The sequence below is a fragment of the Cyanobacteria bacterium QS_8_64_29 genome (assembly GCA_003022125.1).
In the GTDB taxonomy this organism is placed as follows: domain Bacteria; phylum Cyanobacteriota; class Cyanobacteriia; order Cyanobacteriales; family Rubidibacteraceae; genus QS-8-64-29.
Map to the genome: position 1 here is coordinate 1 of PXQH01000030.1, position 7203 is coordinate 7203.

The window sequence follows — 7203 nt, forward strand, 5'->3', positions numbered from 1 at the left end:
GTGTAGGTAGCCTCCACCTGCTCAAAATAGACGCCGCGCTTGCGGCAGACCCAAGCTAGGACGCTCAGGAACTCGCCCCAGGCGGCGTCGAGCGTTTGCTTGCCGAACTGGCTGCGGGCAAGTGCCTTAAGGTTGAGCGCCTCGGCATATAGCAATCGTAGACTACACGTGAACGAAACAAATCTATTGAGGTAACCCCGAGATCGGCTCAAACAGGGGGTTATGTCTCTTGGCACCAGGAATGCCAACTCGTTCACGAATCAAGTGGTTTTGCTATAGTTAGCCGCCCTAAAGGGCGGGGCTTGTATCCCGCTAGCTTCGGTTAGCGGCAGGTTGCGCGCCGTGTAGGGCACGATCAGCGCCAGGTCGTTATTGCCCAAATCCAGCGCGCGCACGAGCTCGAACAGCCCCAAAAACAGCAGGACGTAGGGAAACAGCACCACGATCGGCACGCCAACGACATAGAACCGGCGGCCGGGGAAGTTGAGCCGCGCCAGGGCGTAGGCCGCCGACGCACCGGTCGCCAGGCACAGGCCGGTCGCGTAGGCTTTCCTTTTGTAGGCGATCGCCGCAACCTGCGTCCTGAGCGGCTTTACAGATCGTCATTAGCCGGCGGCGCGGCTGCCTCCAGCAGGGCCTGCCGGTAGCGGGCATCCGCCTGGCGATCGGTGGGGACCTCCAGCACGCGCAGGCCGGTCTCGGGGAGCGGGTTGAGGGCTTCCTGCAGCCGCTGCCAGCTGGCAATCCGCTCGTGCACCACGCCGTAGGCGGCACACAGATCCGCTAGCGCCACGGGTTGGGGCGTAGCAAAGTAGTCCTCGAACGGCGGCTCGAATCCGGCGATGGGCAGCCCCTCAAAAATCCCGCCCCCGCCGTTGGCAATGGCAACCACCGTCAGGTGCCCTACCCAGCGATTGCGCTGCAGCCAGCCGTTGGTGTCGTGCAGCAGCGCCAGGTCGCCGGTGAGCAAGGCGCTGGGGAGCTGGCGGTGGGCCAGGCCCAGCGCCGTGGAGAGGGTGCCGTCGATACCGTTGGCCCCGCGGTTGCAAAACGGCCGAATGCCGCGCGCGTTGGGCGGCCAAAACCATTCCACGTCCCGCACGGGGGTGCTGTTGGCCACCAGCAGTGGCGTCGCCGGTGGGAGCGACTGGGCCAGCAGCCAGGCAACTTTACCTTCAAATAGAGTCTCGGTGGCGGCCAGGGCGCGATCGAGCTGCTGCCGGCAGTGCGCTTCCGCTTGCTGCCACTGGCGGCTGTAGGGCGAGGGCTCGGTTGCGGCTGGCGCGGGCGCGCGCTCGGCGACCGCGGCTGCCAACCGTTCGATGGAGATGGGAAAGTGCTCGCTGTGCCCGTGCAGGGGGTCAAAATTATCGGCGCTGGGGTCGACGACCCAGCGCTGCGGCTGGGCGTCGCTCATCCACTGGCGCAGGACCTTACTGGTAGGGAGCGCACCCGCTTGGATGACCATGGCTGGCGCCAGGTCGCGCGCCCACTGGGGCTGGCGCAGGATGCTGTCGTAGGTGGAGACGAGCTCGGGCTGATGCCCGGCGTGGTTGCGTAGCGGCGAGAGCCCCTCGGCCAGCACCACCCACCCCAGCGCGCGCGCCAGCCGCGCGATCGCCGCGCTGTAGGCTTGCGGATCCGGCGGCTGCGCCACCCCGGCAATAATGAGGCCGCGCTCGCAGCGCTGCCAGCGCTCCATCGGCAAGGCTGGTTCGGGTTCGGCGACCGAGCGGGGCGGCGGCGCAACGCCGCTAAAAAAGGTATCGGGGTTAGGTAAGTCTTCCAGGGGCGGATCCGCCGGAACCGGCGCCAGCGGCTCCCGGAACGGGACGTTGAGGTGAACAACCCCCGGCACCGGGAGCAGTGATCGCCGCACGGCCTGCAGCAGCGTTTGCCGCAGGTAGCGCAGCAGCGCGCTGTCGGTGCCGGGCAGGGCCAGCTCGGCTTGCCAGCGCGGGTAGGCGCCGTAGAGCTTTTGCTGGTCGATGGCCTGTCCGGCGTGGCAGTGGCGCAGCTCCGGCGGGCGATCGGCGGTGAGTGCCAGCAGCGGCACCTGACTCTCGCTCGCCTCGATCGCCGCCGGATAAAAGTGAGCGCCGGCCGTCCCGGAGGTGCAAACCAGCACGGCCGGGCGGCGCGCTCGCTTGGCCCAGCCCAGGGCAAAGAACGCCGCCGAGCGCTCGTCCAGAATGGGGATGGCCTCAATGTGCGGATGCTGGGCGAAGGCTACTGCCAGTGGTCCGGAGCGCGAGCCCGGACAGACAATCACCACCGTCACCCCCGCGCGCCAGAGCGTCTCGGCCGCGACTGAGGCCCACAGGGTGTTAGCGTTGCGCCCATCGAGCTGCATAAGCGCCACGCCGTGCGACTGTGCCATGTCCGGGCGCCATCCTAGACCATCACCGCAGTCCCAGCAGGCGGCGCTCGCAGCACGGCTACCGGCCCAGCCGGGCACCTACGTGCTTTTGTTGGCATGTGCCCGCCAACGGCAATGCGCGATCGGCCGCTTGGGCCGCGTGACGCTCCAGCCCGGGATTTACGCCTACGTGGGGAGCGCTTTGGGGCCGGGCGGCCTGCGCGGGCGGCTCAAGCACCACTTGGCGGCCGCGCCCCGGCCGCGCTGGCACATCGACTGGTTGCGGCGCGCCAGCGAGCCGGTCGCCGTTTGGCTGCAAGCAAGCCCGCAGCGCCAGGAGTGCGCTTGGGCTACCCTGCTGGCTGAGCGTGCCACGCCGGTTGCAAGCGGGTTCGGCAGCTCCGATTGTCACTGCCGCACGCACCTGTTCTACTTGCAGCGCGCGCAGCGCTCGAGCCTGTATGCGCAACTATAGCAACCGCAGACCACACGTGAACGAAACAAATCTATTGAGGTAACCCCGAAATCGGCTCGAACAGGGGATTATGTCTCTTGGCGCTAGGAATGCCAACTCGTTCACGAATCAGGTAGTTTTGCTATAGTCCAGCAGGTTGGCGCGTTGCAGGCTTTCTCTGCTCAGCCCAGCTAGCCTGCTTTTAGCGCGCCAGCAGCCAGCCGTAGCTTAGGGCCAGCAGAACGGCAACGCCGACGATCGTTTCTCGCTGCTCGTGCCAAAAGTTTTGCAAGCTGTAGCGCAGCATGGCCAGCGATTCGCGCCGCGCTTGGCCCAACTCGGCCATGAGGGCTTTGACCTCGGCATCCACCTCTTGCGGCGATAGCTCGTTGCGCTTGTAAGCTGCCTCAACTGCATCGAGCTTGCGCCAGTACTCCTGCGTGGCTTGGAGCAAGTTGGGCGTCATGGCTGCCAGTTACATCGTATTAAGCTCTGTTATAAATTGTAACCTGCCATTTTCGCGTTCGCTGCCGGGCTAGGAGCGCTCGCTCAGCCACGCGATCGCGCCGCGAATCCAGCTGTCGGCATCGGTACTAGCGGCTATCTCGGCATTGGCGGCCACGGCGGCGATCGCCTGCTCGATTTCGTCGTTGCTGTAGCCCAGCGCCGATAGGGTCAGCCCCACCTCCTCGCGGATGGCGGGGTTGGGGACCGCCTCAGGCTCGGCGCGCTCGCTGGGGGCAGGCGCCCAATCCGCCAGTTGCTTTTTGAGCTCTAGAGCCATGCGCTCGGCGGTTTTGGGGCCAATTCCGGGCACGCGAGCGATCGCGGCCGTATCCTCGCTGGCGATCGCTTCGGCCAAGCGGCGAACCCCCAGCGCGTCAATGGCAGCCAGGGCAAGCTGGTTGCCCACTCCCGTTACCCCCACCAGCTGGCGAAACAGATCCCGCTCGGCGGCCGAGCCAAAGCCGTAGAGCACTAGCTGGTCTTCGCGCAGTTGCAGGTGGGTAAAGATGCGGCAGTTGCCCTCGCCGGCGCGAGCCAACTCGCGGGCTAGCTGCGATGGAATTTGGAGCTCGTAGCCCACGCCGTTGACTTCCAAGGTCAGGTGGCTGCGATCGCCGGGGGTCACGGCGACGGCGCGGCCGCGCAGGTAGTCCATCATGGCGAATCCAGCCACCCCCAGTGCCTCAAGCCCTCGAGGATGCCCGCCGCGCAGGGCGCCTGGGCGAGGTAGCGATCGCGGCTGGGGCGCTGGGCGCACCACTGGCGCAACTCCGGTTGGGCGTTGCCCACCGCAATGCCGCGCGCGTTCTCGAGCGCTAGCAGGGCAATGTCGTTGCCCGAATCCCCGCAGACAACCGTGCGATCGTCCTCCCAGCCCCAGACCTGTTGCAGGTAGCGCACGGCCGCGCCCTTATCGGCCTGCTGGGGGACAATGTCGAGGTGCTGGCCGCTGCTGTAGATGAGCTGGACGGCCAGGCCTTGCCGAGCCAGCTCGGCTTCCAGCTGGGGCAGCACTCGCTCGCTGGCGCTGGCCTCCAGGTCGCAGCTGACTTTGAATGCCCCCTGCTCGGAGGTGGGCTGGAAGGTTAGATCCGCGTAGCGGGCCGCGATCGCCAGGACCTGCTCGCGGCTCCAGTGCTGGGCCAAGCGCTGCGACCACCCTGCATCGGCAACGCCGGCGGCCAGATCGAAATAAATCTCGGTCCCAACGGCCGCAATGAGCGCATCGGGCGGTAGCAGCGGCTGCTCGCGCGCCAACGACTGGTAGAGTGCCAGCGAGCGCCCGGTGGCGTAGGCAATCTGGGTGCCGTAGGTTTGGCGGTGCTGCGCCAGCCGGTGGTTGAGGGTCTCGAGGGCCTCGGCATCACCCACCAGCGTGCCGTCCAAATCGGAGACGAACAAAAAAGCGTGCAACAGATGATGCTGCCAGCGACTGCTGTTCTGTCAGAGTAGGCGGTCCTGGGGCACCTCGCAACGGCCCAAGCGGACGGCAAAGGAGCAGCCATGCCCGAGCGAGCGCGACGCCGCTGGTCGCCGGCCCTCAACCGCACTATCTGGATTCTGGCGGCGGGCCGCTTGCTATCGCAAGTGGGCACGGGCTTCACGCTGTTCTACGCTCCCATCTTTTTTGTTAACCAAGTCGGGCTCTCGGCGACGCGCGTGGGCGCTGCCTTGGGCAGTGGCCAGATCTCGGGGATTGCGGGGCGCTTTTGGGGCGGCTCGCTGTCCGATGCGGCGCGCTGGGGCCGGCGGCGAACGCTGCTGCTGTCGGCGGCGGTCTCGGCGCTGGCGGATGTGGCGCTGGCCCTGACCGATGGCTTTGGGCTGCTGCTGCTGGGCAACCTGCTCATGGGGTTGGGGGTGGGGCTGTATTGGCCGGCTACCGAGGCGGTGGTGGCCGATCTGACAGCGCCGGCCGAGCGCAACGAGGCCTTTGCCATCACGCGCTTGGCCGACAGCTTGGGGCTGAGCGTGGGTGTGGTCCTGGGTGGGGGACTGATCGCCTCGGCTGGGGCTTACCGGGCGCTGTTTGCCATCGACGGGCTGTCGTTTCTGGCTTTTTTTGCCGTCATTTACTGGGCCGTGCCCGAGACCCGCCGCCCGCAAGCTGCCGGCGGCGACAACCGCTGGGGCCAAAACTGGCTGGCCGCGTTGCGCGATCGCGCCTTGATGGTCTATGCGGCCGCCAACGTGCTGTTCACCACCTACATTGCCCAAATCCAGAGCACCCTGCCGCTGTACCTGCGCAACTACGTCGCCGGCACTGAGGGCGAGGCGGGCCTGAGCGCCACCACCTTGGGCGGGGCATTTACCTGGCACATTGCCTTTGCCGCGCTGGTGCAGCTACCAGTGGTCCGCGCGCTCAACCGGGTCAGCCGAGTGCGGGCGCTGGCGGTGTCGCTGCTGCTGTGGGCGCTGGGGTTTGGCTTGGTCTGGGCGGCCGGCCAGCTTGCGGCCGGTGCGCTCGTGGCCGTGGTGCTGGCGTTGGCGGTCCTGGCGCTGGGCATTGTCACCTACACGCCCTCGGCCTCTGCCCTAGTGGCGGACATTGCCCCCGAGGCCCGCCGCGGCGTCTATTTGTCCGTCAACTCGCAGTGTTGGGCGATCGGCTATCTCATCGGCCCGCCGCTGGGCGGGTGGGCGCTCGATCGCGCCCGCTACGTCACCGACGGCTTTTGGCTGGTGGCGGCAGCCAGCACCCTGGCCGGCATGCTGATTTTGCGCGCCCTGGCGCGCCTGCTGCGGCGCCGACTGGTCGAATAGTAGGCGTTCAGCACAGACTCGGGGGTAATGGGTTGCACTTTTTAACGATCTGTTACATAATGCTTAATAGAGCTTAACAACCGCTGCAGTCGCTAGGAGCTAAAGCCCATGTTTGCCATCCTCATCGCCCTGTTTGCCGTCGGTTTTGCCGCCGCTGCCCTGCTGGGTACCCAAGCCTACTTCCGCGGCGAGCAGAGCAAGCCCATCCACGATCGCAACTGGCGTTCCGCCTCGTTCGCGCAACTGGCCGAATCCATTACAGGCACGGCCATGGACTACAACCAACGCGTCCCGGCCAACGGCATGGATACCTTCGTGGGCAGCAACCTGCCACGCTAACCCGTTCCGCGCGCGCAATCTCCCGGATCGCACCCCGTCCCCACCTGCCTTGCAAGTGGGGATTTTGTTGTTGGGCCGCAGCTAGCTAGTCCACCTCAATCTCAAGGTCGCCCGCTTGGGCTTCTAGATCTGAATCATCTCTATCGTCGCGATCCCGCTCGAAATCGCGATCGCAGCTCCGGCCGCTGGGGTGGCGCTCGATGCTCCCCCGCTTGCAGCGATAGCCCCAAGCTGGCGCCTGCGGTGGCGGTCCTTGGCGGCGCTGCAAGCGCCGGTCGCGACGGTCCTCCGCATCTGAGTCCACTCGAATTGTTGCGTCCGCGCGGTGCTCTGCATGCTCGGCAAGCGGGCCAACGCGGGCCGGTTGCGCTTGGGCACTTGGAACGGTGGCGCCCAAGGCACCGAATGCGAGCAGTCCGCCAATCGCGAGGCCTTGTAGTTGGGTCATGCGATTGGTCCCATCAACTCTTCGCCAAGAGCGACGCTAGTTGCGCAATGGAAGTTCCGGCTGGGAGTTGGCAGCAACCTTCCAGACTCCTTGCAGGACGCAAGCGAGGCTATAGGCCAACACTCGAAGCTTGGTTGACTTAGTACTACAGCCGCGGTTTGGAGTTGGGCAGTCTAGATCGGTAGTGACAGCGTCGCGCAACGGCCTGGTGGTGGCCAGTGCGACCAAAGCAGCGCCTGCTCGGCACTCTGCAAGCTGGGCAGCACTATCGCCAGCAGTAGGCGTCGCACCTCAGGCTCATACCAATCCTCGTAGCTTATGCACTAGACGCGA

At 66.1% G+C, this 7203-nt stretch carries 9 protein-coding genes and 1 pseudogene; 3 read left to right on the forward strand and 7 right to left on the reverse strand.

The genetic code is table 11. The features are described 5' to 3' along the window. The 3 genes and pseudogenes from BRC58_05460 to BRC58_05470 form a co-directional block, all read right to left on the reverse strand. Positions 1 to 155 (reverse strand): transposase (locus BRC58_05460; protein PSP17689.1); only part of this gene is annotated, 155 nt, incomplete at its 3' end. Positions 156 to 320: 165 nt separating this feature from the next. After that, positions 321 to 542 (reverse strand): annotated as a pseudogene (locus BRC58_05465) (sugar ABC transporter). 50 nt (positions 543 to 592) lie between these two features. Further along, the gene (locus BRC58_05470) at positions 593 to 2353 is read right to left on the reverse strand and encodes a 2-succinyl-5-enolpyruvyl-6-hydroxy-3-cyclohexene-1-carboxylic-acid synthase (GenBank protein PSP17697.1); all 1761 of its coding nucleotides are present in this window, start codon (positions 2351 to 2353) and stop codon (positions 593 to 595) included. A gap of 25 nt (positions 2354 to 2378) precedes the next feature. On the opposite strand from BRC58_05470, the gene BRC58_05475 reads away from it, so the two are divergent. Then, positions 2379 to 2834 (forward strand): DUF123 domain-containing protein, encoded by a 456-nt coding sequence (locus BRC58_05475; GenBank protein ID PSP17690.1) that lies wholly within the window; start codon positions 2379 to 2381, stop codon positions 2832 to 2834. Positions 2835 to 3015: 181 nt separating this feature from the next. Here the strand turns inward: BRC58_05475 and BRC58_05480 are convergent, their stop codons facing one another. From BRC58_05480 to BRC58_05490, 3 genes are all read right to left on the reverse strand, one after another. After that, positions 3016 to 3279, reverse strand: coding sequence for a hypothetical protein (locus BRC58_05480; GenBank protein ID PSP17691.1), 264 nt, complete (start codon positions 3277 to 3279; stop codon positions 3016 to 3018). Positions 3280 to 3348: 69 nt separating this feature from the next. Beyond that, positions 3349 to 3978 (reverse strand): Holliday junction branch migration protein RuvA, encoded by a 630-nt coding sequence (locus BRC58_05485; protein PSP17692.1) that lies wholly within the window; start codon positions 3976 to 3978, stop codon positions 3349 to 3351. Further along, positions 3975 to 4733: a sucrose-phosphate phosphatase gene (locus tag BRC58_05490; protein ID PSP17693.1), complete on the reverse strand. Its 759-nt coding sequence runs from the start codon at positions 4731 to 4733 to the stop codon at positions 3975 to 3977. The genes BRC58_05485 and BRC58_05490 overlap by 4 nt, the downstream gene beginning before the upstream one ends. Before the next feature lie 90 nt (positions 4734 to 4823). Between BRC58_05490 and BRC58_05495 the strand changes: the two genes are divergently transcribed. Further along, entirely contained in the window at positions 4824 to 6083 is a 1260-nt protein-coding gene (locus tag BRC58_05495; GenBank protein ID PSP17694.1) for an MFS transporter, read from the forward strand. A 108-nt stretch (positions 6084 to 6191) separates the two neighbouring features. Continuing rightward, on the forward strand, positions 6192 to 6422 hold the full coding sequence (locus BRC58_05500; GenBank protein ID PSP17695.1) for a hypothetical protein: 231 nt from the start codon (positions 6192 to 6194) through the stop codon (positions 6420 to 6422). A 123-nt stretch (positions 6423 to 6545) separates the two neighbouring features. Here BRC58_05500 and BRC58_05505 read toward each other — a convergent pair whose 3' ends face one another. Continuing rightward, on the reverse strand, positions 6546 to 6758 hold the full coding sequence (locus BRC58_05505) for a hypothetical protein (protein PSP17696.1): 213 nt from the start codon (positions 6756 to 6758) through the stop codon (positions 6546 to 6548). Between the last annotated feature and the right edge of the window lie 445 nt (positions 6759 to 7203).

Excerpts from the sequence above, each read along its gene's own strand:
- BRC58_05470 (PSP17697.1), bottom strand. The coding sequence starts at position 2,353 with ATGCAGCTCGATGGGCGCAACGCTAACACCCTGTGGGCCTCAGTCGCG.
- BRC58_05475 (PSP17690.1), top strand. The coding sequence starts at position 2,379 with ATGTCCGGGCGCCATCCTAGACCATCACCGCAGTCCCAGCAGGCGGCG.
- BRC58_05480 (PSP17691.1), bottom strand. The coding sequence starts at position 3,279 with ATGACGCCCAACTTGCTCCAAGCCACGCAGGAGTACTGGCGCAAGCTC.
- BRC58_05485 (PSP17692.1), bottom strand. The coding sequence starts at position 3,978 with ATGATGGACTACCTGCGCGGCCGCGCCGTCGCCGTGACCCCCGGCGAT.
- BRC58_05495 (PSP17694.1), top strand. The coding sequence starts at position 4,824 with ATGCCCGAGCGAGCGCGACGCCGCTGGTCGCCGGCCCTCAACCGCACT.
- BRC58_05500 (PSP17695.1), top strand. The coding sequence starts at position 6,192 with ATGTTTGCCATCCTCATCGCCCTGTTTGCCGTCGGTTTTGCCGCCGCT.
- BRC58_05505 (PSP17696.1), bottom strand. The coding sequence starts at position 6,758 with ATGCAGAGCACCGCGCGGACGCAACAATTCGAGTGGACTCAGATGCGG.